We start from the raw sequence: 24,272 nt of genomic DNA, 5'->3' as shown, positions 1-24,272 counted from the left end.
ATATGGGTCCTCCCTGAAATTTCAGCGGCGATTCGGTTGCAGCCCAATGAGATGACAGGCCACGGTAGTTGAGCCAGCACGAACACGGGCAGGGGCGTGGCAGAAACGACCGGAACATTGGGTCAGGTTCAGCCACGGTCCTCCTTCTGAGCTGCGAAGAGGCGAGGCATGGCTGTCACTGCACTGAGCCGGGAGATCCTTGCGGAGCTGCACTCCGGAAGCCCGGCAGACGCCTTACCCGAGGTCCTGGAAGACGTCTCTATGACGGTCGAACGCGAACCCCTGACCGAGGGGGGCGAGGTTCGTGGCTCCACAGCCGTCCGGGTCGGCCAGCTCCGCAAGATCGCAAGGGCGAAGCTGGCCCTCTGGGGCTTGTCGGCGCTGGTGGAGGACGCGCAGCTCCTGATCAGCGAACTCGTCACCAACGGATTCCGGTACGGAACCCAGCGGGAAGTCGGTCTCCGCCTGGTGATCTGCCTGGAACTGCTGGTGCTGGAAGTCGACGACGGCTCGCCCGAGCGGCCCCAACTGCGCGAGAGCAGCCTCGACGCGCTGAACGGACGCGGGCTGCTCCTGGTCAGCGCCCTGGCCGAGTCCTGGGGTGTGAGCGAGGACGGCAAGAGGACCTGGTGTCTCCTGCGAGTGCCGGCACCGCGGCAGGCGCACCGATGAGCCACAGCACGCTCGCTCCCCGGGAGACCGTCGCCACCCACGTCGCTGCCGATCCTCTTGTGACCGTCGCGGACGACAGCACTCTGGTGACGGCCCGAGTGCTGGCCGGACTTAGGCAGCGGTTCCTTCTGGAGTCTCCCGGCACACCGAGCGTTGACCTGGTCTTCGAGGATCTGGAGTCCGTTCTCGGCGTGTACGCCGGCGACCTCACGGCAGCCGAGATCGCCACCATTCGGCCGCGCCTTCATGCCGCTTTCCGGCGAATCGTGTTCGTGTCCCAGCGGTCCGGCAGCGGGGTCTCTCCAGAACGCCTCGAAGTGTCGTTCGGCCTCCTGACGCAGAGGTTCCCCGCTGACTTCCCTGCGGCCCTCGTCCACCTGCGGCGCCTTGCCGTGACCGTGTCCGATCTGCTGGATGAGCTCCTGGAGGATCTGCCGTGACCCATGAAGCGACCCAGCGGTACGAGGTCCGGCTACCTGCGCTGACCATCGCGGTGCTGCCGGCTACGGCGGCGTACGACTTCGAGTCCGTAGCTTCTCGCATCCACGACCGCGACCTCCTGCGCGGCAGCGTAGCCCTGCGCGTGTTCCGCATCCCCCTCCTGGCAGTACCGGTCGGAGGGTGCCGCCGTGGGGGCCGTATCGAGACCAGTTCGGTGGCCGTTGCCCTGGCAATCCGTGCCGCCCTGCGGGACATCCCCGGATTCCCTCTGGTCCGGGTGGACCTGGCCCTGCCGGTGGGCACCGACAGGTGGCTTGTGGAGTGGGGGGAGAAACCGCCGGACTTGTTCGCGGGCCACCGCGAAAGGCTGCGCTTCTACGGCTACGCAGCCAACGCTGAGATGAGGCGACCGGAGCGGTCGCTCTGCTGGGCCTCCGGCACGCCCACGGTCAGGCCGGAAGCTCCGTCGGCCGACCACCAGTTCGCACCGGATCTGCGAAATCAGGCGTCGAGAGGCTGCCGATGATGAGCCGCCCGTGCACCCACGAGCCGGTCTGCCCGGAAGCGGGCGCGCCAGACCGGGACGCGGCTTGCTCCGTGGCCCACGCTCCGGAGCAAGGCTGGGCGCTGTTGTGCAACGGCGTGCTCATCTTCGAAGACCTGGGGGAGTTGCTGCCCAGCGGGGAGATAGTGCCGCCTCGCCGACCGCTGCCGCACGTCCCCGCCGCGCGCAGTCCAAGACGTTCTGCGTCCTCAAGCCCTTACCCGAGCTGCTGTGACCAGCCCTAATCGAAGGATCACGCCTGATGAGTGCACCACTCGACCCGCGAAATGAGGGGATCTCCGTGTCCGACAGGGACGACTTAGTGCGTGTTGCCTGCTGGAACGTCGAGCACAACGGTCACGCGGGCCACCGGGCCGGGGCGAACCAGGACCGCCGCCACCTCGCCATGGACATCTTGCGTTCGTACCGGCCGTACATCATGCTCCGCCAGGAACTGACGCACGCGGCCCTCGACGGCGCGGCCGACCTCTACGAAGAAGCTGCCGCGATCGGCCCGCTCCAGTGCTTCCTGAGCCCGGCGACCCCCGAGAGCCCCAACCCGACCGCCGTGTTCGTGGACACGAGCATGTTCGAAGTGCTCGCCAGCTACACCCACGTCTCCAACGGGTGGCATCCGATCACCAACCCGGTCGTACGGCTTCGCGGCGAGCCCGGTACTAAGCCGCTCAGCCTGGCTAGCTTCCATCTGTGCTCCTATGACCCGGCGACCCGGGAGCGCGAGGCTCGTCGCCTCGTCACCATCGCCGCCGGCGGCCGGGAGGTCCTGATCGGCGGTGACTGCAACTCCTACCCCCACCGGACGGACGAGGAAGTCGTCCCCCTGCCCGATTGGTCCGCCGTCACCGATCCCAACCACTTCCACCACCGGACGATCCTCGGCCCCGACGGGGCCGCCGTCTCCGATACCCGGCCGGACAAGATCCTGGCTGGCAGGACCCCAGGCGCTAACCCCGTTTACGTCGAGCTTGGCCACCACTCGGCCACGGACCTCCTCGAAGAGGATGGATTCGCGGCGACCGCAAGCCTTTGGCGCAGCGACCAGGGGCGCCGCAGCCGCATCGACCGCCTCTACGCGACCGCACGAGTTGCTGACGCGCTGGTGTCCTTTGAAGTCGTGGCCAACGAGGACGTTGCGGCGGTCTCTGACCATGCGCTCTTGGTCGCCTCCTTCGACCGCGACCTGCTGCGCGACGCCCTGACGCCGACATCTGTCCCTGCCGCGGCCTGACGGACAGGCGCTGACACCGCCCACAGATTGCCGCCCGGCGGACCGGTTGCTTCGAGCCCGGCTCGTCAGGCGGTGCCAGACACCGTCCCGAGGTGCACCGGCCCTGCACCCCCTTTGCGGGCCAAGGATCTCGGGCCGGTGGCAAGGAACTGCCGCCGCGTCGTAGGCGCATGCCTACGCTCCGCACGGCTGTCGCCAGAGAACCATTTCTGTTCCACGACTCACCAGAGGGAGTTGCTATGACGAACGTGCAGCACACCACCCAGGCGCAGCCGGTGTGCCCGGACCCGGCCGCGACGGACGGCTTCGAGCTGGACGTCACCTTGGTCGAGGTCGGCGACCCCGCCGGCCTGGTCAACCTGACGGACGACGGCTGCGGCTCGACCTGCGGCGCGTGCGTCTCCAGCGTGGCCTGACCGTAGGCGCAGGGAACCCAGGCCGGTGCCTTCACGGCCCACAGCGTGAAGGCACCGGCCACCCGTCAGGCTGATCAGGAGGTTGTGATGGCGTCGAGGACCGTATTCCGTGCCAGTCGGACCGCACTCGTCCGTGCCGTCGCTCGACCGGAACTCCCTGTGCCAGCGGCCCCCGACCTCGCCGATTCCTCCCCGCGTGGCGCACGTAGTCGGCTGGAATGGTTGCGGGCTGCCTGGTCTCAGGAGGACGTGGCCGAGGCATTGGAGCACGCCAGCCCTGTCTTGGCCTCGCAGGTTGGCGCGCTGTGCCTCGCCGACGAGCCGGCCGAGCGTGAGGTGCGCCGTGCCGCTGCTTCGGTGGCCCGCTACGTCCTGCGCGCCGAGCAGCGGGCCACGCCGTTCGGCCTGTTCGCCGGCGTCGCGCCGGCCGCCTTCGGACCGCGGGCAGGCGCGGCGTGGGGTTCGGAGCACACGGTCGTCGCGCGGGCCAGCGCGGAGTGGCTAGCGGCCGTCGTCGAACGGCTGGAGTCATTCCCCGAACTGCTGGAGCGCCTGCCGGTGATCCTCAACAACACCGTGCAGGTACGCGGCGGGCAGCTGGTTGTGCCGTACGAGTCCGACACCAACAGCGCACGGCGGCGAGCGGTCGAGGCTTCCACGGCCCTTACCGAACCCGTGCGGGTGATCATGGAAGCGGCCCGCGAGCCCGTCTGCGCGGGCGTCCTCTGCGACAAGCTCACCGCCGACTTTCCCGCAGCTGGCCGGGAAAGGGCACGGGGACTCGTGCACGGGCTGGTCCGCAACCACGCGCTGATCACCAGCCTGCACGCACCGAGCACCGAGCCCGACGCATTGGACTACCTGCTGAATCAGCTTCACGTCGTGGACGTCAATTCCATGACCGAGGCCGCCGACGTGGTCCGTGAACTGCGCGCGGTACGAGAGGACCTGCACGACTGCCGCTCGCGCACCGGCCGGGCCCGTACCGCCGCCCGGATGCGGGCTCTGGCCCCCGGCCTGCGCCGACACCCCCTCGCCCTCGACGTGCGTCTGGACTCCAGAGTTGAACTTACTGAGCAGGTCGCCCACGAGATCGAGCGCGCCGCTGACGTCCTGACACGGATCAGTCCACTGCCGCACGGGACGGCGGCGTGGAAGGCGTACCAGCGCAGGTTCTACGAGCGGTACGGCATCGGCACGATGGTGCCGCTCGCCGACGTCATCTGCGACAGCGGCACAGGCTTCCCGGACGGTTACCCAGGGGCGACCGCCGACACCCGCCGATCCCGGCTCAACGAACGCCACGACACGCTCCTGCGGCTCGCGCAGGCCGCTGTGCTCGATGGCCACGACGAAGTGGTCCTCACCGACGAGCTGATCGCGGCGCTCGATCTGGGACCGGACCAACCGAGGGTGCCCCCGCACCTGGAGGTCGGCGTCCGTGTGCACGCTGTCAGCGTCGAAGAGCTACAACGCGGTCGATTCCTCGTGGAGTTGACGAGCGTGTCTCGGGGCGCCGGCGTTACCACCGGTCGTTTCCTCAGCGTGCTGGCCCACGAAGACCGGAAGCGGCTGGCAGCGGATCTGGCCGACCTCCCGGCCGCCGACGCCGGCACCATCGCCGCCCAGCTCTCCTTCCCGCCGCTGCATCCCGCCAGTGCCCACGTCACGCGCACCCCCCAGGTTCTGCCCACCGTGATCAGCATCCAGGAGCATCGAGCCGCGGGCGGCGACGTCCTCACCCCCGACGACTTGGCGGTGGCGTGCGACGGGCGCCGCATGTACCTGGCCGCGCCCGAACGCGGGCAGCGAATCGAGGCCGTGGGCATGCACGCGCTGAACCTCAAGGAGCACACGCCGCCGCTCGTCCGGTTCCTCACCGAGCTGTCCCGCGCCCAGTGCGCGCAAGTCACCTCGTTCGACTGGGGCGCCGCGAACGCCATGCCGTTCCTGCCCCGGGTCCGATACGGACGAACCGTGCTGGCTCCGGCGCGATGGCGGCTGGAAGCTGCCGAGCTGCCCGGACGCAACGACCCCCAACCCCTGTGGGACGCCGCCCTTGAGGACTGGCGGTCCCGCCGGCGGATGCCTGCGCGGGTTCACCTGGCCGAAGGCGACCGACTGTTGCTCTTGGACCTGACACACGCGGCGCACCGAACTCTGCTGCGTCTCCACCTGAACGGCGCACCCTCGGCGGTACTGGTGGAGGCCCCGGCCGCCGACGCCTACGGCTGGTGCGACGGCCGCGCGCACGAAGTCGTCGTGCCCCTCAAAGCCACCCGGCCACCGGCCTGGCCCGTGCTGCCGACCCCCACCCTGGCCCGGACCTTCTCCCCGGACCAGATCCAGACCCCGGGCGTCTCCTCCCTCCTGCTGGCCACCCTCTACGGCGACCTGCGCCGTCAAGACACGATCCTCGCCCGTGTCCCCGACCTCCTCGACCGGCTCGGCGGCCGACCCTGGTGGTTCATCCGCTTCCGCGACCCCGACCACCACCTTCGGCTGCGGATCGCCCTGCCCTCGCCCGACGCGTTCGCCGAGACAGCCCGCACCATCGGCACCTGGGCCAACGAACTACGCGATGCCGGCCTGCTCGCGGACTTACGCCTCCCCACCTCCTACCGTGAGACCGGCCGCTGGGGGTCCGGACCGGCCTGGGACGCCGTCGAGGAGGTGTTCCGCACCGACTCGCGCGCGGTGGTCACCCAACTCGGCCAGCGTCAACGCCCCCCTCAGCGAGCCCTGGTCGCCGCCCACACCATCGCTATCGCCGCCGCGTTCCTCGGCAGCACCGAAGCCGCGATGCGCTGGCTGATCCAGCAGATCCCCGCCGCCGCGCCCGTCCGGGTGCCGCGACCGCAGTTCACCGAAACGGTACGGCTGGCCGACCCGTCCGACGACTGGGCCGCCCTGCGCGGCCAGCCTGGCGGGCAGTCAGTCGTGGAAGCGTGGGCCGATCGCGACACAGCGGTCGCCGCCTACCGGACCCACCTTCCCAGCCTGGACACCCAAGGCATCCGCCCGGACGATGTCCTGTCCTCGCTGCTGCACGTCCACTTCGTCCGCCACCTGACCGTCGACTTCGCCGAAGAAGCCGTCTGCCTGTACCTCACGCGCGCCGCCGCCCTGGCCTGGATGTCACGGAGGACACGATGACGCGCCCCCGCGTGACGGCGATGGGAGAGGCCATCGCCGACCTGCTGGCCGACCCCGCGACCGCCCCGGTCGGCGCCCGCACCCTCACCACCGACCGGCAGCATCTGGCGTACGGGCCCATAGGGATCGCCCTGCTCCACATTGAGCGAGCCGCCCGCGGCCTGGGACCGTGGCGGCATGCTCACGACTGGCTGGCGGTCGCTACCTCAGAGCCGCTCACGAGCGGCCCCGACAGCCACCCCTTCTACGGGGCGCCCGCCCTCGCCCACGCCGTGGCCTGCGCCGTCGAGCACCAACCCGGACCCTACGAGAGCGCCCTCGCCGCCTTGGACGGGAAGATCACCACGGATACCCTCCGACGCCTGGATGCAGCACACCGACGGATGGACGCCGGATACCTGCCGCAGCTCGCGGAGTTCGACACGATCCGCGGCCTGGTCGGGTACGGGGCCTACCTGCTTCGCCGTGATCCGTCCGGCTCAACTGTCCGCGCTGTCCTCGACTACTGCGTGCGCCTGGTCCAGCCCGTGAGCCTCAAGGACGAGATTCTGCCCGGGTGGTGGACGCCAAGCGGCCCCTCCGGCCGACCCGACGAGCGGTTCCCCGGAGGACACGGCAATAACGGTCTCGCGCATGGGGTCGGCGGTGTCCTCTCCTTCCTTGCGCTCGCTGCCCGCCGCGGCACATTCGTGCCCGGCCACTTCGACGCGATGCGGTCCGTCCTGGCCTGGCTGGACCGCTGGCGGGAGCCAACCGGCGTCGGCATCGCCTGGCCGTACTGGGTCACCCGCGCCGAACTGCGAGACCATCGCCTCGCCCCGTCCGGGCTGCTCCGACCCTCCTGGTGCTACGGAACCGCGGGACTGGCCCGCGCCCGCCAACTCGCGGCCCGCGCGCTGGGCGATGACGCTCTCCAGGCCGAGTCGGAAAACGCTCTCGCGACCGCCCTCACCGACCCCTTGCAACTCAAGGCGACGTCCGACAACGGCCTGTGCCACGGCTTCGCCGGCCTCGCCCACCTCGCATCCCGAGTCGCCGAAGACACCACAGGCCCAATGCGCGCACAGCTCCGTGCAGCCATACCGGCGCTGACGGCCTCGATCTGCCCGCCCGGCACCGATCCGCACGACGCTGCGAAGGCTGCCATGGAGGACGAGGAAACAGGGCCCGGCTTCCTCAACGGTGCCGCCGGGACAGCCCTCGCCCTCCTCGTCACCACCACCACGCCGCCCTGCTCTGCCTGGGACTCCTGCCTGCTCGTTGCCTGACCCACCGATCCAAGGACTTCCGCGATGGCCCCGGACCACTGGCACCAGCACAACGTCGTCTTCACCGACCGCGAGGCGGGCAAGCTCGCCCTTGCCCGCCGCCTCGGCCCCGCCCTGCTCACTGCCGAGAAAGAAGGGCAACTCGGCGGGTGGTGGTTCATGAACAAGCAGCCGTGGCCCCTGCGGTACCGCGCGCCTCAGCCGTCGCCGCTTGTCCAGTCCGTCCTCAGCGAACTCGTTGACGACGGCACGGTGGTGTCCTGGCTGCCCGGCATCTACGAGCCGGAATCCGCTGCCTTCGGCGGAGCCCGCGCGATGGACGCCGCGCACGTACTGTTCCACGAGGACTGCCGACACCTGGTCACCTACCAGCCCGGCCCCGGACGTATCGGCCGCCGCGAAACCGCAGCCCTGCTGCTCAGCGCCATGATGCGCGCCGCCAACCTGGACTGGTACGAACAGGGCGACGTCTGGGCGAAGGCCGCCGCGCTGCGACAGCCCACCGAACTCACCCCGCAGCGGACCGCCGCCCTGATACCGGCGATGCGCACGCTGATGACCGTCGACGCCCACAGCCTGTCCCGCCCAGGCAGGCCGCTCGACGGACACCCCGAATGGATAGCCGCGTTCGAACGAGCCGGCACCACGCTGGCCAACCTCGCCAGTACGGGCAGGCTCTCGCGCGGTCTGCGCGCAGTCATCGCGCACCACGTGATCTTCCACGCCAACCGCGCCGGTCTCCTCCCGGACGACCAAAGCGCCCTGTTCACCACAGCACGAGAGGCAGTCATGGGATCGAGTGACAACACCGCGTCGTCCACGGAGGGCACACCCGCGACCACTAGCGTCGGGGCGGTGACTACCGAGACGATCGCCCCCAACGGGGCCGAGGCCCCACGACTCCGCAACGCCTTGGTCGACCAGATCCGCAAGATTGGATACGCCCGCACGCCCGCAGTCGAGAACGCGCTGCGTACCGTTCCCCGCCATCTGTTCGTGCCCGACGCCTCCGTCCAAGAGGCGTACGCCAACAGCCAGGTCAACATCAAGTACGACACCGACGGCACGTCGATCTCCTGCGCCTCCCAGCCGAGCGTCGTTGCCCTTATGCTCGACCAACTCGACGCACAGCCCGGCGAACGCATCCTCGAACTGGGCGCCGGCACCGGCTACAACGCAGCCCTTCTCGCCCACCTCGTCGGCGAGAAGGGCCACGTCAGCACCATCGACGTCGACGAAGACCTCGTGGATGGCACCCGCGCGCACCTGGCCGCTGCCGGATTCACCAACGTGGAGGCGGTGACCCGCGACGGGGCGCTCGGCCACGCGACGGGAGCCCCGTACGACCGGATCATCGCCACCGTCGGCGCCCACGGCGTCCCGCACGCCTGGCTCGACCAACTCGCTCCCGGCGGGCGGCTCGTCGTCCCCCAGCGGCTCAAGGGCAGCGTGTCCCGTTCCATCGCCTACGAGCAGCACGACGGCCGCTGGACCAGCGTCGGCAGCAAAATGAACACCTTCATGCCCCTGCGCCGGGGCATCGCCGACGACGACCGCCGCGTCATCCCCCTCAGCACGGACGGCACCGTCCGGCTCCAGGCCCCCACCGGGCAGCCCATCGACGCCGAGGCCCTGGCGGGCGTGCTCCACCAGCCGCGCACCCAGGAGTGGACCGGCATGACGGTCCAAGCCTCGGAGTCGCCTGAGTGGATGGAGCTGTTCGTCTCCTGCTGCCTGCCGTCCGGACTGATCCGGATGCTGTTCCCGGCAGCAGCCAAGGGGACTCTGCTCACCGAGGACCCCTACCCGTCCTCCACAGCAGCCGTCGAGAAGGGCGCCGTCACCTACCTCGCCCGCCGCCTGCTGGAGAAGACCACGCCCGAGGGCGGCAAGCTCTGGGAATTCGGCGTCATCGGCCACGGCCGCGGCAGTGACGAACTGGCCGCCAAGGTCGCCGAAGCAGTCCGCACGTGGGACCGCGACTACCGGGGCCACGAGGCGTCCTTCGAGATCCAGCGCCTCGACGCACCCGCGATCGAGCAGCGGCCCGGCCTGTTCGCCATCGACACCCCGCTGAACCGCATCGTCGCCGACTGGCGGTGACGCCAGCCCAGGCGTAATGGAGGTGGAGCCTGTAGCCGACGGGCTCCACCGTCCCCTACCCGCACTTTCACCCCAAGGGGGCCCCGGTGGACCCGTACGGCCACATAGCCCGACGCTTCCCGCTCGTGGCCCGATTCCGCCCGGCCTGCCTGCCGTTGCCCGACCGCGTACACGCGCTGGTCGACCTTGCCGGGCGAGCTGCTGATCAGAACGACCAGGGCCTGGCCTCCACCATCTTCAACCAGTCCGCTCTCCTCGCCTCGGACGTCGGCCTTCCCGACCTCGCCAGGGCGATGTGCCACCGGCACGCCAACGCCTACTTGGTCGCCAGCCCGCTGACGGCATCCAGCGCCATCCGAGGGCTGGAACCTCTAGTCAACCTCGCCCGCTTGCAGATCCGCGCCGGCAACGCCGACGACGGCCGCAAGCGGCTCCTCGACCTGTACGAGGCAGTCCGCGCCGGAAACAGCGTGGCCTTCGAGGGCATCGCCGTACCGGCCGGCCTCACCCGTAGTGAAAAGGACCGGCGGGAAGTCCGGGCATGGCTGTGGCGCGTCCTGCTCGCCGACGGCACACGCACCCTGACCACCACAGGACGGTGGCGACAAGCCCTCGCCCACATCGAACAACACCACGGCGTCGGCACCCGCATGCTCGACGGCCGCCAAGTCGCCGTCGTCGCCGCGCTCACGGGCGGCGACGCCGACCGGGCAGCCAAACTCCTCGCCGCCACCGCCAAAGGAGAGCCGTGGGAGCAGGCCGTCACCGCATGCCTGACCGCGCTGTGCCGGCGCATAGCGGGGCCAGATGACGACTCCCGCCTGGAAGATCTGGTGACCTTGTACCTGGGCCATGAAGGCGAGCCAGGGCAGACGGTGTTCGATGTGCGGCTCGGGCTCACGGTCCTGGACCTCGTCGGGAGTGCAGAACACCCTCTGGCCTGCACCATCGTTGACGACCTGGCCCGTCGTACGGCGACGGCGCGGGACGGATACGCCGCCCGCGAAGTCTTGTCCGACCACCTGTTCAACGCGCTTGCCACGGATCGCCAAACCCAAGAGTGCAGTGACCTGGTCCGAGCCTGCGGCCTCCAGGCTGGGACGCTGCCCGAGGAATACGCGGCCGATCTGTCGGCTGGCCTGGACATCGGCGAGGCGATCATCACCCGTTCCCTGATCGCCCCAGCATCGTCGGGCGTGTAGCGGCCTTGCAGTCAGGTGAGTTGTCCGCACAGCCCCCCAACGCCCTCCCCGGCCCACTCCGCGATGGTCCAGCAGGTCGTGCGGGGCAGGTCCGACAGCAGATCCAGCACAGCTACCCGGCTCGCCGGCGAGGGTCGTGTCGGGCGAACTGGCCCGCGATGCTGCCCATGGCCTCCGTGAACGTCTCCCGCCACCGGTCAGGATCTATCCTGTGACCTGCAGCTATGACCTCATCGTCGGTCCCCACAGCTCACGATGATCAACGGCGGCCGAACTCGTCCACCTCCCGGTCTCTACCAGCGCCACCACGCACTACGAGCGCTCGGTGAGCAACTCCGCCAGGCGATCGACGAATTCGGTGAGCCAGTCCAGCCGTGGTCCACTGCGGGCGATACGAAAACCGTGGCGGCGGCCCCAGAACGCGGCCTGGACGGCATGCAACTGGGCCCACCTTTGGACGCGTTCACGGTCGATCTCCGCGGCCTCGGCAAAGACGTCCAAGACGCGGTGGACAGCCTTGTACAGGTCATCCGCTTCGAGGAGCTTCAGCGCGCGGGACTTCAGCAGTGTTCCGGCGTCGTAGGCGGGATCCCCCACGCACCCCTTGGGATCGACAGCCAGCCACGGCTCTCGGCTCGCTCGCAAGATGTTCCGGGCATGGAGATCGCCATGGACGAGGGTGTCCGGCTGGACCCGACCCAGCTCCCGAACGGTCGCCCCGGCGACATCCAGCACCTGACGCGGCAGCGCATGCGTCAGTTCCTCGGCGTCCTTGCGCAACTGCTCCTCCCAGCCATCGGCCTGATCACGCAGCCGGGGCAGGCCGCGCGGTGCGGGTATGGCCAGGCGGCGGTTGAGCCGCCCGGCGACCGTCACCACCTCGTCGCCGTCCTCGACCTCCGCCAGGGTCGACGGCTGAACCCGCTCCAGCAGCATCGCGAACCGCTCGTCGTCGCGCTCATGCAGCAGGACGGCGCCGCAACCGCCCCACGCAACGAACGCATCCGGCTCATGGACGTTGCCGGGATGCGGAAACGACACCTTCAGCACGGCGCTCCCCTCAGCCCGCCGCCGTACCGGAACGATGACGCCGACACCCCCGTGCATGACCTCACCATCCGGCACGCACTCCCAGCGCCCCAGCAACTCCTCCACGATCCCGGGCAGCTCGGCGAGCCACGCCGCACCAGCCTTCCCCTCGCGGGCGACGGTGCTCTGCGCGAACTCCTCCGGCATCGCGATCACCCCGGCACCCTACGCGCCAGCCAGCCACAACCACCAAGCCCAAGCCCGCCGCTGCCCGGCAGACCGAGCACTGCCAAGATCTCGATCACAGTTGGAGTGCTAACCGGTCAGGCCGCCCCGCCCCGTTCGCCTCGGCGAGCACGTGTACGAGCGGGGCTCAAGCGCTCCAAAGCGGAGATTCCCGACTCACCTGAGTAACCACCGGCAGCCACTCCGCTGGGGCAGGGCAATGTGGTCCGCATTCGTAGCGAGACACCTTATTACGCTTCGGAACTGCGGTCGCGCAGTGCTTCGGCCATGGCCAAGCCAGTTTCCCGGGCGGTGAGATACGGACTTACATCGTGCGCTTTGGCACCGTTGTGTACCAGAAAGTCACTGACACGGTCTCCAAACGTCGGCGCAAGCTCTTTAGCCAGGGCTACGACATCACCTGCGTCGGCGATGTTAATCCAGCGCTTCGCCGGGAGCGGCCATCTTGCGTAACCGCCAAGGGGCCGGGGGATGAGCCGATCGAAGACGAGGTTACGAACGGCCAACGGAGACCCGAGGGTGACCAGCGTCAGATCGGGCCACTCCGGGTGGGCGCACACCGCCTCGTACGCGACCACAGTGCCCAACGAGTGCGCGACGATGACCTCGGTGTCCTGACTTACGGTCTGAGACAGACGGTCCTGTACAGCGGCGCGTACTTCCGGCTCGGTGAAGTAGTGCCGTACCTGGCGGGCGCTGCCGATCATGGCACGTTCGCTAAGGCCCGAGAAAAAGGCTGAGTGGCTGAGGGCGTCTAGGGCCCGCTGGACCAAGAGCGGGGTCCGCAGCCGCGTTGCGGCGCCGGGACCAGCGACCCGCCTCTCCCCCTGGGCCGCGGACGTCCACCACTGAAGAAGTAGGTCGCGTTCGAGGCCCTCCTGGACGTCGGACGCATCGATTTCCGGCTCGCCCAGACCACGGTGTTCGGCGGCACGGAAGAGGTCCCCGTAGAAAGCCATGGAGACTTCGTCACGGGCTGGGGCCGTACCGGCCGCAAGTATTAGACCGTCAACCAGCGCCGGATACCAGTCGGACAGCAGCGTCTCCGCCCCCTTGAACTGCTGGCCGATGCCATGAATGAGAACGACACGAGTCACGAGACGCCCCGCTGGAGGACGAAGTTGAGGTGCAGCGCGATCACGCCCATGTCAGTTGCCACGCAAACCCGTCCGCCGGCATCTATCGCGATCCCACTGATGCCGCTGCCAATGTCGAGTTCACGGATCCAGGATGAGGCGGTCATGTCCCAGACCCGAATGAGACCATAGCGGTCGGCCGCGACTAAGGTGGGCGAATTATTAACAGATATGACGCGGATAGCTCGGACCGTCGAAGGGAATGGCTCAAGATCGACGCCTATATCCTCCGCACGTGAGGCATCCCAAAACCGCAGACGCCCGTCGCCCGCTCCGGAGATGACGACATCGCGAGTATCCCAGGAAGCGAGCTCCAAGCCATAAGCGCCCATTTTATGACCACCGAGAGGATCACCGAGTGGCCTGCCTGAGTTCGGATCCCACAGCCTCACTGTCCCGTCACTGGATGCGCTGGCAACAACAGTAAGGCGACCGACCCTTCCCGATCGCAATGTATTCACGTAGTCGGAGTGACCTGCCATGGGAGGGCCCAGAGGAACCTGCGTCCGCGGATTCCAAGCTTCGAGTCTGAAATCTGTTGCAACAGACACGACGACAGCCTCACCGTCCTCCATCACCAGTAGGCATGCACGCAGGGCGACTCCTGCGCGCTTCCCCAGACGGCGCCGGGATGTCAGGCTCCACACTTCGGCTTCTGTCCAGCCACTGCGCACGAGCATAGTGTCGCCATTCAATGGGACAGCCATTGCGTCATAGGTGTTCGGTAATGCGGATGTGAGGTGCGCTGTCACCTGGTGGCCCCCAACCAGGTCATGTGTGCGCACCACACCGTCGACGGCGGTTGTAACGACACTGGCGCTGCCGTCTTTGGAATCCAGGATATCGACCGAAACCAACTCGTGAGCCCGTTCCGCAGCGCACAACGGCTCTCCGATCGGTCGCATGGCGGCGATGTCCCAGATCCTTACGTCGCGAAAAGTAGCAATGACCCCCAGTGGAGTTCCGTCGACCTGCGTGAGTAGGGGCGCCGGCACATGAGCAAACTGTGAATAGGCAACACGGGTGTGCCCCTCCATGGGGACGCCCACGGGTTGCGCCGTTTCCAAATTCCAGATACGAGTGGTTTCGTCGCGAGAGATCGTAACCACGACTGAGTGTCCCTCAATACGGCCAAGCGTGCCAGCCAACACCATAGCAGTGTGCCCGAGATATGGACCGCCCACCAAGTCACAATTCGGCACGTCGTGAACGTAGATATTGTTTCCTGTTTGGGTCGTTAGAACCACGGGCCGAACGCCATGAAACGCGACGCCGACAACCCGCGCAGTAGGGCTGAGGTCCTCCAACGGGAGGTGCGCGCGCGGCTCAATGGGCCACGCACTGCCGCGTTTACCTATTTCCCACAGATATGCATGGTCCAAGGAAGTGGCGAGGAGTACCTCGATCCCACCCTCGACGGAGCGTACCGTCAAGTGGGAGATACCGCCAATGTGTCCCCCCATAGGAGGGCCAGTCGGCTTCCCGGATGCGACGTCCCAGATCCGGACCGTGCCATCGTCACTTCCGGTGACCAGAATTGTCGCGGCATCCAGTTCACCGAAGACCACGCAGCGCACTGCATTGGTATGTCCCGTGAGAGGAAACCCAAAGGAATTCCCCTGAAACGGATCCCATAGTCGTACCGAGGTGTCGGACCCGCCGGTCGCGACGATCGCCCGCCCGGCGAGGATTCCCAGAGCGATGGCGGAGACCTCGCCGGAATGCCCTTCCATAGGCATGCCCACTTGAGCGCGCGTGCGAAGGTCCCAGAGCCGAGCAGTCGCGTCCTGTCCTCCGGTAGCGACCAAGGGCCGGCCTTGGAACTCACCGAGGGCTGTGCAGCCAACCGCGCGGGTGTGTCCCTCATCGGGCTGATCAGCGGTGAGGTCCCATATACGCGCCGTACGGTCCTGGCTGACCGTGACCGCGAAGAAGGCGTCGCCACGAGCAGTGAGAGCGGCGGCCCTGAGGAGTTCGACATGGCCGCGGAGCGAAGGCGCCAACTGCTGGAGGGTCCGCAGGTCCCACAATCGCGCTTCGTTGCGTCCACTGGTCAACGCCACTGGACGGCCCTCGAACTGACCGGTTACGGCAGACGCGACCCCGCTCATGCCCCAGTTGACGTGAGCCATGACCGGTTCACCGATCTGCCGGCGGTCAGTGAGGTCCCATCGGCTGAGCATTCCTGCCGCGTCCCCGACCAGAGCCACGGCCCGACCGTCGAGTTGGGCCACGCAAACTGCGGTCACCGCGTCGGCCGGGCCGATGAGCGGACTCCCGTCGACGCGTGCGTCTCCTCCGTCCAGCACTTCGCTCAAGTCCCAGACGTAGACGGCCTTGTCATCGCCGCCGGTGACAGCAATGGGACGCCCATCGAGTTGGCCCAGATCGGCGTCCCGGACCGTACGCTTGTGAGCGGCTAGTTCAGCGCCGAACTGCCGCCTTTCCACCAGGTCCCAGACGCGCGCTGTACCATCCGCGCTCGCCGTCAAGACCACCGGGTGGCCGCGGACGGTGCCGACCGCGATGCTCTCAACCTGGTTAGTGTGTCCGGTGAGGGCCTTCCCGTACTCCTGACCAGCCGAGAGATCCCAGATCTTCACCGTGCCGTCGACGGCTCCGGTGAGAGCGACCGTGTAGTCGCCCAGCTCTCCGATCGCCACGGCGCTCACGGATGTGCCGACGGGTAATGGTTCTCCGATCTGACGCTGTGACGTGAGGTCCCACACCCGGGCAGTTTCGTCCGCGCTTCCCGTCACCGCGATGGGACGGCCGTCGAGGTCCCCGACCGCGACGCATCCGACCGTTTTCGTGTGACCGTGGAGCAACCGGTGCACTCCGCTGGTCGACCACCATGCCCACCGCGCAGACCACGGAAGGTCGACCCCGAGTTCGTCGATGCGGTCGGCGAGCTCGTTGGCCTCACAACGGCGGGCCGACAGTTGCAGGTCGGCGGCACGGTCTCCGACCGCGTGGTCACTCGTGAGGCGGTGCGCGACCTGCTCGTAGGAGCTGCGGATCCGTCTGGGGCCTTCGCCTTCAACCGAGGCCAATGCCCTTGAAAGAGCCAGCGGCTCGCCAGCGAGCAGGAATCCTGGATCCTCGATGAGGGCGGCAAGTACTCCTGCCGCCGCCGCATGCGTCGACAGGTGCTGACGGACGTAGGGGACAGCGGCGAACCAACCCGGTCGCTCCCCGGAAGCAGTAGGGACGAGAGAGATCAGTGCCTCGACGACAGACCGTTGGATCTCCTCGGGCGGTCGGTCGGCCGTCGCGCGCAGATGCTCGGCCAGTGCTTTGTGGTAAAGCCGGTAGACCGAACGCCGGTCGTCATCAACGACCTCAGCGATGTACGCTTCCGCGACGTCCAAGACCCAGGAGATGTCTTCCTCCGTGCAGGGCACGCCGGAGATCACCGTACTCATCGCCGTCCATGTCCGGCCCCGGGGCAGCCCCTTGCCCTCCGAAAAGGCGAGGGCGATCAGCATGCGGCGGACCCGTGGCTCGTCCGGCCCGAAACGGGCCAGGTAGTCGTCGAATGCCTCGCCGACCTCGCTCGGGAGTGTGTCCGCCCAACGGGGTTGGCTGACGTCCACCGGTGACACATCAGACCTCAGGGTACGCGCCGTCGTCCTGGCGTAGAGGTAGACGCCGGCCGCCTTCTCCGCGACTCCGCAGGCGACCGTCCGTGCGAGATCGCGCAGGCCACGGTACGGAGTGCGTACCCCGGCCTCCTCGCTCGCCAGAAGAACCCGGGTGACATAACCCGCCACGTCGTCCGCGCTCGCACGGTACTGGGGCTGGTCCAGGTCCATGCAGACAAAGGTGGGGCCCAAGGGGCCGACGAGTTCATGGCGAGTCCCGACCAGAAGCCGTATGCCCTGGATCTCCGCCATGGGGCGGAGCAGTTCCCGCGTGATCCGGCGGGGCTCGCCGTGACCGCCAGCGTCCGCGGCGGTGTCCGACCCCGCTTCATCGACTGCGTCCACCACGATGACGAGCGGCTGGCCCTGGCGCCCTCTCCTGGTCAGCTCCTGCAGTAGCGCCGCAGGACCGTCGGCTTCGACCTCTAGGGCTGTGGCAAGACGTTCCACTACCTCTTCGAGCCGCTTGTGACGGGCGTGCACGGCAGCCGTGACACACCCGGCAGGCACCGCGGTTGCAGGGTTGACACCAGCAAGGTCGAGGCGGTCCCGGTACCGTCTGTCCGACAGTGCAACGATCCTTCCCAAGACTGCGGACTTTCCGCAGCCGGGACTACCGGTGACGACTCTTCCTCTGCCGTCGCCATCGTTAGCGGTCAACCAGGCCACCAGTTCGGACAGCACCCGGACCCGCCCGCTGAAGTACAGGCCCTGCTCCGACTCGAACTCCACACCGCGCGAGCGCGGCCCGAAATGCTCCGTCAGGTCTCTTAAGGCGACCCGGCGCTGCACTTCCAGGTCGGTCCCGATGGGGGGCAGTTCGTCCGTGTACCCGCTGTTCGGCAGGAACGGAGCCATGCCGGTCACCAGACCACAGGCCAACTCGGCGCGCTGGCCCAGCCCCTCACCCTCGAACCGTTCGTTGACCGCCTTGACCAGTTCTGTAAGGTCCAGATACTGCTGCCGCTGGCCAGTACGCCCTGTGGTCGTCTCAACGGCCTCGGTCAGAGCAGCAACGAACGCGCCGTCCTCGGCAACATCCTTCCTGCGGGCGGATGCGAGAAACCACAAGCCCGTCGAGTCGGCGTCCGCGTTCCGATAGGCGATCGTCCGGAGCGCGAACGTCGAGGCTTCGGCGCCTCCGGCGCTGCCAGCACAGGTGTCGAGAATAAGCAGGAGGTGCCGGAGGTTTCCTCGGCACAAGATGCGCACCAGATCCTCGGTGGCCAACGCCGTGGTCGCGAGGTCTGCGTCACGTGAGTCCCAGCAGAGCAGATAGTGTCGATCGCGCTCCTCTACCGAACCGTGGCCCGCGAAGTACACCACTACCACGTCATCGCTAGTGAGAGCAGTGTCCTCCGACCAGTGCGACAACTTCTGCCGGACTTGCTCGGCTCCGTCGTATTCGCCTAGCCCAGCCAGCACGGGCTCGTACCCGAAACCGGCGAAGAGATCTCTCGTCGCGCGGACGTCAGAGGGCACAGAGCGCAACTGCGCGTCGTCGGGGAGGTGGCGGTACCGACCGCTCCCCAGCGCTATGAAGAATCGCCGACCCACTCTACCGCCCCACCGCGAAGTCCATGAGCTTGCGGAAACTGTAGCGATGAGATCGCACTCTGCACTCGCCAAGTAGGGGACTGGTCAATCTTTTTGGCGTTGCGGTTACGTCAACGCCTGCAGGCGCCTTCAGTCAGTCGTGCAGGTCCGAAGGCTGTCCCGAGTGGTCGATCACAGTCGGACGACGCTAGCCCGGCATCTGGCCACCTCACTTCGCGGTCTCAATCCGGGTCTCATTCGTCAGTGTTCATCGCCATCCGAATGCCCGTCCGCCACCCGTTGCACCGCAGGTCAGGACATTCCTGCTCGGTCATGGACCAGGTCGTGACCCGTTGGTAAGCGTGTTGGGGGCAACCCCTCACGAGTTTGAATCCGTATCGCCTGTAGCCGTCGGCGCTCTTGCCGATAACTGCATCACCGTCCATGGCGCAGTCTGAGCCCCCAGCGCTGCCGACCGCCTGGTTGCTGTACAGCAGTGTGGTATAGCAACCAGGCAGTTCAACAATGCCCCTCAGTGCACCCGGAGTCACCTCCGATCTGCACAGATGCCCTCAGCGACCGCCCTGCCCGTGGTTCGCATCGAGGGAGGCAGGATCGTGCCAGACCCGCGCCAGACCGGGCGGGGAGTCACGGGGGAACAGCGGCGAACCGCAGGACGAAGTCCGGAAGAGAACCCAGCGGCTTGAAGTCCAGGCGAGGGCATGATCGGCAAGCCTCCCTAGTAAGGCGGACCTCCCATGGCAGTACAGCAGCGAAGTACAGCAACTACAGCAACCAGCAGTGGCGGGCTCTGGCTTCCAGCGTCTCGACAACGGCCTGTATGACCGCTGTTGACCGTTCCGGCTAGAGCTACGGATCAGAAGGTTGCAGGTTCGAATCCTGCCGAGTGCACAGCAGGTCAGAGCCCCTATCGGAAATCACCGATAGGGGCTCTTTCATGCCGTTGACACCAACGTTGACACCAACCGTCTGTGGATCTTGCTACAGGGCAGCGACCATCCCGGCCGAGCCGTCGTCATCGTCGGAACCGTCCGTCTGGTTGGTGTCGTCGGCCGCGAGCGCGTCGCCCACGCGATCGAACGCCGACCGTTGGGTGTCGAGGCGTACGAACGTATAGATGTCCATCGTCACGCGGATCGAGCTGTGTCCGAGGACTTCCATGATCGTCCGAGCGTCCGCGCCCTGCTCGTGCAGCAGTGAGGCGCAGGTGTGCCGGAGGTCGTGGAACCGCACTTGTCGGATGCCCGCCCGGCGGCTCAGCGTCTCGAAGGCCCGGTTCAGGTTGCGCGGCTCTATCGGGGTGCCGTTGCGGGTCGTGAAGACCAGATCCGACGTCTGCCACTTCGCCGGATCGGCCCGCTACTGAGCACGGCGTGCTCGTAATGCCGTCACGCAAGCGGCAGCCGCCCGGCACCAGTGGCGACCCGTGACGTGAGGACTCGCGGAGCCTTCCCCTCATGGTCGGCCGGGGCGCTTGGGCTGGGGGCGGACGGCCTACGGGTCTTGAGCCACCTCCCTGGGCGGGGCCCCTCGCCGGGCAAGCCCAGGGGGCCACTCGACCACATTCCGGGCAGGCTCAACGACCTGCCCGAGTTGCCAACGAGCGTACGGCCCCCTGACCATGCCCGGCCCCCACCCAGGCAGGACACCGGCCCAACACCCTCCGGCCGGCCGCGTGCCCACACCGTGCCACGGCAGCACCGCACCCGCCATGTCCGGCATGTGCCGCCGCCACGGACGCATGAAAACCGTTCCAGGGGGACGGCTCAACCCGGCGAGGGCTGCCCGTACTGGGGCTTACGCTTCTATAGCTCTCAGCCCCTCGTACGCCTCGCGTAGATCAGCCGCTTCGGGTAGCTGCTTGGCCTCGACTGAATCGACGACTTCCAGCGCTCGCCAATGGTTAGACGGCACCACGCGACCAGACATTATGGCCTTCTGTGCTGCGTCGCAGGCTTCATCAAGTCTGTTCCCTGCCAGCAGAACCAATGCCAAATCGATATTCGCCGACGCTACCCGCCGTGGCCACTTGCTCACGTCATCGCTAGGGCTTAGTCGTGCAATGACTTCGCGCGCATACGACTCGGCAATCGGATCACCTATCCAGGCCAAAGTAGTTGCCGTATAGGAAAGTGACTTCGCGGGGTCGTACTGGTAATGATGCTCGGGGCGTTCCGGTTGCATGCATGCGGCAGACAGCTTTTGTACCCGGTCAATGGCCGAGTACGTCTCTTTCGCTTGGCCCAGTCGTGCCCGTGCCCGCCCTTCCTGGGCGGTCGATTGAATCAGTGCCGAGCTTCCAGCGGGCGCAATCCCCTGAGCGATTTGCGACAGTTCGATGGCGCGGACGTAGTCACCATCCGTCAGCACGCGCCACGCTTCTGTTTCATAGCACCAAGCTTCAATTTCCGGGTGCTCCGCCTGGCGGGCGAGGGTGGCAGCCGTTTGCAGGCGTGCCGTTGCTGCATCATTTTGCTTCAGATCAATATGAACTGTGGCGCCCAACAGGGACAGCCAACCTCCGACGACCAACAAGCGCCGATGCTCAGCCAGGGTTTTTTTAGCGTCAAGCAGGCGCGCCACATAGGCTGAATGCCGCCTTACCCGCTGCAAGAGATCCTGTGGAGGGGATTTGGGATAGACCGTAGCCAATTCATCAAAGGCTAGCTCAAGGCGGTCAAGCGTCTCTTTACCTACGTCGCTTGCCTGTACGCGACGCGCCAACTCCCAGGCTTCCAATTCATCGTCATGATTCTCGGTGTCACTGAGAATCCACGGATTCACCGACGCAGGCATGAGTGTATTGGATACAAGTAGCTCATCCAGCTCTTTCGAAGTGAGCTGTAGAAGCTTTGCCATTTTCGGGCGCTGATATGGCTGCGGATCGACTTCGCCGCGTTCCCACCGTTGCACTGTAGTGCGATCCACTTTCAGCGCTTCGCCGAACCGCTCTTGACTGTAACCGCACGCTTTCCGACGTCCTGCTAGGCGATCTCGCTTGACTGCCATGCCCGTACTCCGTCCGGGTTCCGTCTTCGCTGCTCAGGGTACCCCGTGCAGCCAACACGCCGCAGAAATGCAGCACTTCTGCCGTGGTGCGCTTCTGCCTCGCCCGGCAGCGTTGTCAGACACACGGACCCCCGCAACCGCGTGAACGGCCCGGGGGCGTGGACCATCTGAGGAAGCAGGCAGCCTTGAAATACTTATCACGACTCCCTGAATGGGTGATGGTCCTGCTGTTAGGGCCACGTACGCCCGGCAGGCACGGTGGCGTCGACCAAGCGCTCGGCGTCGGTCGGGGGACGTCGAAGGGGTGGCGGCTGGACGTCGAGGCGGGGCGTAGGCGGCGCAAGTTGAGGTGCGGCCAGGTACCCCCGGCGGAGTCCTGGCAGCCGCAGCCGCAGGCGCGCGGTGACTGGTTCGCGCCGGAGGACTGGGAAGACCTCAGCGCGCTCGTACGTCCCTACGTGTCCGAGTCGAGCGACATGCCATCAGACGCCTGTCCCCCGGTCGGGGGGGCGGCGCGATGAGCGTTTCCGGCAACGGCTCCCCTCCCTACGTGACCGCACGGCAGTTGAGGAGTGCCCAGGCATACCCGGGATCGACGATGCAGACGACCTACGACACATGGGTCAAGCACGCCCGACGCTGCACTTCGTGCGTGGCGTCCGGCACGGCGGAGCACGGCTGCCCGACCGGCAGGAGCCTGTGGGACGACTACCGCAGTGCGCGCATCGACGCGTCCACGGACGGGGGCACGCGGTGAACGACGACACACCTGCCCGCATCCCGTTCGGCACCACGGTGCGCGACCTGGCGACCGGCCGCGTGGGAATCCTGCGGGACCTCATGGACCCCGGCGACCCATACGGCAACGCCCCGCAGATGCGCACAGGAACGCTCGCCTACCTCGCTCCCGCCAAGGGCGGAGTCGAGTGGACCACCGACCCCGATCAGCTAGAACGCGTGAACTGAGACCATCCCGATGGCTGCCGTTCCCGGGTAAGGGCAGCACCGCAGCACCCCCGTACCGGCGCCTCTCCCCGTCTGCCGGTACGGGGTCGCTCGCCTTTCCGGGCGCGAAGCCGTCGAACTCTGTTTCATGGCCCGTGACGAGTTGCGCGCCCTGCCGATCCACCACACCCAACGGCCCCGGATCGACCATTTCCTTGAGCGCCGCGACCGCCCCGACTTGGGCTGAACTTGACGGCAACCCTGACGGCAACGCCACCGCACAACGGCCACCCGCCACTGCCGTCCACACCCGAGCGAACTGGGCGAACGTTTCCTGAGCAGGGATCTGCCCAGACCTACGGATCAGAAGGTTGCAGGTTCGAATCCTGCCGAGTGCACAGCAGGTCAAAGGCCCCCAGGGATTCGTCCCTGGGGGCCTTTTTCGTGCCGTACAGCAGCGAAGTACAGCAACCGCCCGCAATCGGCCAGTGCGCGGATGCGTAAAGCGTTCGCGGCCGGAACCGCGCTCCTGCAAGGTGGCGGGGTGACCTTCGTCAACGTGCAAGGTGGCCCCGATGGTGGCCCGTACAGGTGCCCCTGCTGCTTGTTCGTCACCCTTGGCGAACTCGGAATGTACGAGATCTGCCCGGTGTGCTTCTGGGAGGACGACGGCCAGGACGACCACGACGCGGACGAGGCGCGAGGCGGGCCCAACCGGGGATGGAGCCTGAGCGAGGCCCGCCAGAACTTCGCCCGGTTCGGGGCCAGCGAGGAACGGTGTGTGCCATTCGTCCGCGATCCGCTTCCCGAGGAGTACCCACCGGTCTGAGATGTGGGCGTGCCGAGGCCCCCGGAATCATCCCGGGGGCCTGTTCTCATTACTGGATCGTCATCGCTGGTCAGCCGTTTCCCATGGCTTCCGAGAGCTGCCGCAGCGCGTCCCGCACCTCTTCCTCACTCGCTTCCGCGTAGACCTCCATCGTCATGGCGATCTGCGAATGCCGAAGGATCCGCTGCGCCACCTTCGGATGGACCTTGAGGGCGACCAGGAGCGAGCTGCACGTGTGGCGGGTGTTCCGCAGCGGGATCGCGCGGACCCCAGCGTGGCGGGCCCGGCCGGCGAACATGCGCGTCATGTTGCCCGGCTCGATCGGCGTGCCGAACTTCGTGGTGAACACCAGCTCCCGGCTGTCCTGCCACAGCTCCCCCGCCTGCTTCTTGTGCTTGAGCTGCTGTTCGCGGCGCTGTCGTAGTGCCGACAGGCACAGCTCCGGCAGCGGCAGGAAGTCGTCGGAGTCCTCCGTCTTGGTCTCGCGGTGCAGGATCTCCCGGCCAGCGCGCTGGATCTGGTGGTCGACGTACAGCTCCCCGGCCTCGAAGTCGATCGACTTCCACGTCAGGCCCAGGACTTCACCACGGCATAGCCCCAGCACCAGGACCAGCACCCAGGCCGCGCACAGCGGATCATCGGTGCGCGCGACGTGTTCGAGGAACCGCCCCGCTTCCACCACCGACCACGGCTTGATCTTCCGGCGGCGCGGCTTGGGCACGGTCACCAGCTTGGCAACGTTCTTGCCGATCTCCTCTTCCATCACGGCGTGCGACAGCGCGGCCCGCAGGTAGGCGGCACCCCCACCAACAGCCGTGACGGCACC

Annotated in this window: 18 protein-coding genes and 2 pseudogenes; 13 read left to right on the top strand and 7 right to left on the bottom strand. The window is 67.3% G+C overall.

The window, feature by feature from the left end:
* Positions 1-168: 168 nt before the first annotated feature.
* The 10 genes from BGM09_RS28205 (at position 169) to BGM09_RS28165 (ending at position 11,051) form a co-directional block, all read left to right on the top strand.
* The gene (locus BGM09_RS28205; RefSeq protein ID WP_223187714.1) at positions 169-672 is read left to right on the top strand and encodes an ATP-binding protein; all 504 of its coding nucleotides are present in this window, start codon (positions 169-171) and stop codon (positions 670-672) included.
* The gene (locus BGM09_RS28200) at positions 669-1,112 is read left to right on the top strand and encodes a DUF6415 family natural product biosynthesis protein (RefSeq protein ID WP_188284522.1); all 444 of its coding nucleotides are present in this window, start codon (positions 669-671) and stop codon (positions 1,110-1,112) included. The genes BGM09_RS28205 and BGM09_RS28200 overlap by 4 nt, the downstream gene beginning before the upstream one ends.
* On the top strand, positions 1,109-1,639 hold the full coding sequence (locus BGM09_RS28195) for a DUF6302 family protein (protein ID WP_188284521.1): 531 nt from the start codon (positions 1,109-1,111) through the stop codon (positions 1,637-1,639). The genes BGM09_RS28200 and BGM09_RS28195 overlap by 4 nt, the downstream gene beginning before the upstream one ends.
* Positions 1,636-1,902, top strand: a complete 267-nt coding sequence (locus BGM09_RS38055; protein ID WP_411158375.1) for a DUF5999 family protein — start codon at positions 1,636-1,638, stop codon at positions 1,900-1,902. The genes BGM09_RS28195 and BGM09_RS38055 overlap by 4 nt, the downstream gene beginning before the upstream one ends.
* A 56-nt stretch (positions 1,903-1,958) precedes the next feature.
* Positions 1,959-2,906: an endonuclease/exonuclease/phosphatase family protein gene (locus BGM09_RS28190; RefSeq protein WP_223187712.1), complete on the top strand. Its 948-nt coding sequence runs from the start codon at positions 1,959-1,961 to the stop codon at positions 2,904-2,906.
* A 239-nt stretch (positions 2,907-3,145) separates the two neighbouring features.
* Complete coding sequence (locus tag BGM09_RS28185; RefSeq protein ID WP_188284519.1) at positions 3,146-3,322, top strand: FxLD family lanthipeptide; 177 nt, start codon at positions 3,146-3,148, stop codon at positions 3,320-3,322.
* Between the two features lie 213 nt (positions 3,323-3,535).
* Positions 3,536-6,478: a lantibiotic dehydratase gene (locus BGM09_RS28180; RefSeq protein WP_223187727.1), complete on the top strand. Its 2,943-nt coding sequence runs from the start codon at positions 3,536-3,538 to the stop codon at positions 6,476-6,478.
* Positions 6,475-7,746 carry a lanthionine synthetase C family protein gene (locus BGM09_RS28175; RefSeq protein ID WP_188284517.1) on the top strand — a complete coding sequence of 424 codons (1,272 nt, stop codon included), beginning with the start codon at positions 6,475-6,477 and terminating at the stop codon, positions 7,744-7,746. The genes BGM09_RS28180 and BGM09_RS28175 overlap by 4 nt, the downstream gene beginning before the upstream one ends.
* Positions 7,747-7,770: 24 nt before the next feature.
* Positions 7,771-9,849, top strand: a complete 2,079-nt coding sequence (gene fxlM, locus BGM09_RS28170) for a methyltransferase, FxLD system (RefSeq protein WP_188284516.1) — start codon at positions 7,771-7,773, stop codon at positions 9,847-9,849.
* 86 nt (positions 9,850-9,935) lie between these two features.
* A complete protein-coding gene (locus BGM09_RS28165) occupies positions 9,936-11,051 on the top strand; it encodes a hypothetical protein (RefSeq protein ID WP_188284515.1) in 1,116 nt (371 codons plus the stop codon).
* Positions 11,052-11,095: 44 nt separating this feature from the next.
* Here BGM09_RS28165 and BGM09_RS38050 read toward each other — a convergent pair.
* The 6 genes and pseudogenes from BGM09_RS38050 to BGM09_RS28140 all read right to left on the bottom strand — a co-directional run.
* Positions 11,096-11,220: pseudogene (locus BGM09_RS38050) on the bottom strand (IS701 family transposase); the annotation flags it as partial.
* Positions 11,221-11,363: 143 nt separating this feature from the next.
* Positions 11,364-12,296 carry an aminoglycoside phosphotransferase family protein gene (locus BGM09_RS28160; RefSeq protein ID WP_188284514.1) on the bottom strand — a complete coding sequence of 311 codons (933 nt, stop codon included), beginning with the start codon at positions 12,294-12,296 and terminating at the stop codon, positions 11,364-11,366.
* A gap of 260 nt (positions 12,297-12,556) precedes the next feature.
* Positions 12,557-13,423, bottom strand: coding sequence for a hypothetical protein (locus BGM09_RS28155; protein ID WP_188284513.1), 867 nt, complete (start codon positions 13,421-13,423; stop codon positions 12,557-12,559).
* Positions 13,420-18,663 (bottom strand): caspase family protein, encoded by a 5,244-nt coding sequence (locus BGM09_RS28150; protein WP_188284512.1) that lies wholly within the window; start codon positions 18,661-18,663, stop codon positions 13,420-13,422. Before BGM09_RS28150 ends, BGM09_RS28155 begins: the two co-directional genes overlap by 4 nt.
* A 981-nt stretch (positions 18,664-19,644) precedes the next feature.
* Positions 19,645-19,989 (bottom strand): tyrosine-type recombinase/integrase, encoded by a 345-nt coding sequence (locus tag BGM09_RS28145; RefSeq protein WP_188284540.1) that lies wholly within the window; start codon positions 19,987-19,989, stop codon positions 19,645-19,647.
* 471 nt (positions 19,990-20,460) lie between these two features.
* A complete protein-coding gene (locus tag BGM09_RS28140; protein WP_188284511.1) occupies positions 20,461-21,672 on the bottom strand; it encodes a helix-turn-helix transcriptional regulator in 1,212 nt (403 codons plus the stop codon).
* Positions 21,673-22,189: 517 nt separating this feature from the next.
* Here BGM09_RS28140 and BGM09_RS28135 point away from each other — a divergent pair.
* From BGM09_RS28135 to BGM09_RS28125, 3 genes are all read left to right on the top strand, one after another.
* Positions 22,190-22,429, top strand: coding sequence for a hypothetical protein (locus BGM09_RS28135; protein ID WP_188284510.1), 240 nt, complete (start codon positions 22,190-22,192; stop codon positions 22,427-22,429).
* Positions 22,426-22,638 carry a hypothetical protein gene (locus BGM09_RS28130; RefSeq protein WP_188284509.1) on the top strand — a complete coding sequence of 71 codons (213 nt, stop codon included), beginning with the start codon at positions 22,426-22,428 and terminating at the stop codon, positions 22,636-22,638. The genes BGM09_RS28135 and BGM09_RS28130 overlap by 4 nt, the downstream gene beginning before the upstream one ends.
* A 475-nt stretch (positions 22,639-23,113) precedes the next feature.
* Positions 23,114-23,446, top strand: a complete 333-nt coding sequence (locus tag BGM09_RS28125) for a CPCC family cysteine-rich protein (protein ID WP_188284508.1) — start codon at positions 23,114-23,116, stop codon at positions 23,444-23,446.
* Positions 23,447-23,516: 70 nt separating this feature from the next.
* Here the strand turns inward: BGM09_RS28125 and xerC are convergent.
* Positions 23,517-24,236 (bottom strand): annotated as a pseudogene (gene xerC / locus BGM09_RS28120) (tyrosine recombinase XerC); the annotation flags it as partial.
* Positions 24,237-24,272 lie beyond the last annotated feature (36 nt).

Origin of the sequence: Streptomyces sp. CBMA29 (assembly GCF_014596445.1) — a bacterium.
In the GTDB taxonomy this organism is placed as follows: domain Bacteria; phylum Actinomycetota; class Actinomycetes; order Streptomycetales; family Streptomycetaceae; genus Actinacidiphila.
Note: the sequence above shows the minus strand (reverse complement) of the source record. Positions and strands in the feature narration are given on the sequence as shown.